3 protein-coding genes are annotated in these 2,311 nt (G+C 47.3%); 1 reads left to right on the top strand and 2 read right to left on the bottom strand.

Going from position 1 to position 2,311, the window contains the following annotated elements:
• Positions 1 to 43: 43 nt before the first annotated feature.
• Both NNO02_RS23050 and NNO02_RS23045 read right to left on the bottom strand, forming a co-directional pair.
• Positions 44 to 1,312, bottom strand: a complete 1,269-nt coding sequence (locus NNO02_RS23050) for a Y-family DNA polymerase (protein ID WP_271455854.1) — start codon at positions 1,310 to 1,312, stop codon at positions 44 to 46.
• A 2-nt stretch (positions 1,313 to 1,314) separates the two neighbouring features.
• Positions 1,315 to 1,734, bottom strand: coding sequence for a translesion error-prone DNA polymerase V autoproteolytic subunit (locus tag NNO02_RS23045; protein WP_271455853.1), 420 nt, complete (start codon positions 1,732 to 1,734; stop codon positions 1,315 to 1,317).
• Between the two features lie 77 nt (positions 1,735 to 1,811).
• Between NNO02_RS23045 and NNO02_RS23040 the strand changes: the two genes are divergently transcribed.
• Complete coding sequence (locus NNO02_RS23040; protein WP_181549155.1) at positions 1,812 to 2,054, top strand: DinI-like family protein; 243 nt, start codon at positions 1,812 to 1,814, stop codon at positions 2,052 to 2,054.
• The last annotated feature ends 257 nt before the right edge of the window (positions 2,055 to 2,311 follow it).

Genomic DNA, 2,311 nt, shown 5'->3' with positions numbered 1-2,311 from the left:
CTATAATAATTTAATTCTGGTCGCTGCATCGACCTGATGAAACTCATCTGACACTAAGAATATCAGAATACCTGGTGGTATAACGTGGTGACAACATTTCTCTCTTCATCGCCCATTGTTGCTGAATCCCCTGTCCGGCGAAATAAAGCGCCCCTCTGCCTTCCTTTGCATTCAGATGATCCAGAACTTCCATCAATTTCTCACTACCCCGGCGCGGCGCATTATCATCGAACAGATTCAACTGGGCTATACCCTGACTGAAGAAGTCTCCCAGCATGATCCCCGCTTTCTGATATCGATGTCCGTCTTTCCATATTGCATCCAGGCTTCGCGTCGCTGCTGCAATAATGTCCCGGCTGTCCTGTGTCGGGGTGAGCAGTTTCACTGATGCGCTGTTACCGTAGTACTGTTCGTTCAGCGCAAAGGGTGACGTTTTGACAAAGGTCGATATGAAGCGGCAATACTGATGCTCTCCACGTAACTTTTCTGCGGCGCGCGACGCATAACTGCAGATGGCCTGCCGCATAGCGTCATAATCGGTAATGCGCTCCCCGAATGACCGGGAACAGACAATTTCCTGCTTTACTGGCGCAAACTCCTCCAGTTCAAGACAGGGTTCTCCACGAAGCTCGCGCACTGTTCTCTCCAGGACAACATTGAAGTGATTACGGATAAAACGGATGTCAGTATCTGCCAGATCAAGAACCTTTTTGATCCCCATAGCCTCCAGCTTCTTGCCAATTCGTCGCCCTATACCCCAGACCTCATCAACCGGAAGTGCAGCCATAAGCTTACGCTGGCGTTCGAGGTTTGATAAATCCACCACGCCTCCCGTCTGTTTCTGCCATTTTTTAGCGGCGTGATTTGCCAGCTTGGCCAGCGTTTTTGTCTGAGCAATACCAACGCCAACAGCCAGGCCCGTATTTTGATAAACCGCATCTTTTAACTCACGCCCAAAATCCTCCAGAACGCGGCAATTCCTCACGCCGGAAACATCACAGAAAGCCTCGTCTATCGAATAAATTTCGCATCGTGGTGATAATGCCTCCAGCGTGGCCATTACCCTACTGGACATATCCGCATACAGTTCATAATTGCTGCTGAAGCAAACAACACCACATCGGCGGAATAAGTCCTTTTGCCTGAAATACGGGTCTCCCATTTTCACACCTATCGTTTTGGCTTCAGCGTTACGGGCAATAACACAGCCATCGTTGTTTGAGAGAACCACAACCGGCCTTCCCTTCAGGTCTGGCCGGAATGCAGTCTCACAACTCGCATAAAACGAGTTCACATCAACCAGAGCAAACATGTTCAGCTTGCCGCTTTCACGATAAACGTCACAACGCCAAAAATATCCAGCGTATCTTCGCTGTTTATCCTGATGGGCGCATAAGCACTGTTTTCAGGAACAAGCATAACAACCGGGTTTAACTGCAGACGTTTAACTGTAAACTCGCCATCAATGGCGGCAATCACAATGTCCCCATGTACAGGCTTTCTTGATCGATCGACGACCAGCAAATCGCCATTACCGATACCCGCGCCGATCATGGAATCGCCAGATGATTTTACGAAATAGGTCGCACTTGGGTGTTGCACTAACAGCTCGTTGAGATCAATACGTTTCTCAACATAATCCTGCGCTGGTGAAGGAAATCCGCATGGAACCAAATCGCCAAATAAGGGAAGCGCAACTATCTGACGTAGTTCGACTGGTGAATAAAACTTCATAATAAACTCACTCGCATTGATACTGTTTATATATACAGTATATACTGTCATTATACACAGTAAAGAGGAGCTAAAGCATGTTTGTGGAACTCGTTTATGACAAAAGGAATTTTGATGGTCTGCCCGGTGCAAAAGACATCATTCTGGGCGAACTGAGTAAGAGGGTTCACCGGATTTTCCCGGATGCTGATGTCCGGGTAAAACCGATGATGACACTGCCGGCGATCAACACTGACGCCAGCAAGCATGAGAAAGAGCAGATAAGCCGTACTGTCCAGGAAATGTTTGAAGAGGCTGAGTTCTGGTTAGTTGAATCTTAACAAACAACCGTAGCTACATATGGCAAAAAACTCTGTAATGATGAAGTTACGCCCACTCTTAATCCCGGTATTAAAAAGTAGGCGTGCTACCCGTTTTTAATACTAAGCAGGCACTGGAACGTTAAAGACACCCTCGTAGTCAGCTGTGTCAATTAACGGTTTTATGCTGGAGTAGTAGTTTTGCCACTCAACTAGTTTGGCACGGGACTCTTCAATAAAACCAGCCATAGCGTTAGATTCCTGGATTTTCGTAATGG

It is taken from the genome of Citrobacter sp. Awk 2 (assembly GCF_028069815.1).
In the GTDB taxonomy this organism is placed as follows: Bacteria; Pseudomonadota; Gammaproteobacteria; order Enterobacterales; family Enterobacteriaceae; genus Citrobacter.
The sequence above is the reverse complement of the archived record's forward strand: the minus strand, read 5'-3'. Positions and strand labels throughout refer to the sequence as shown.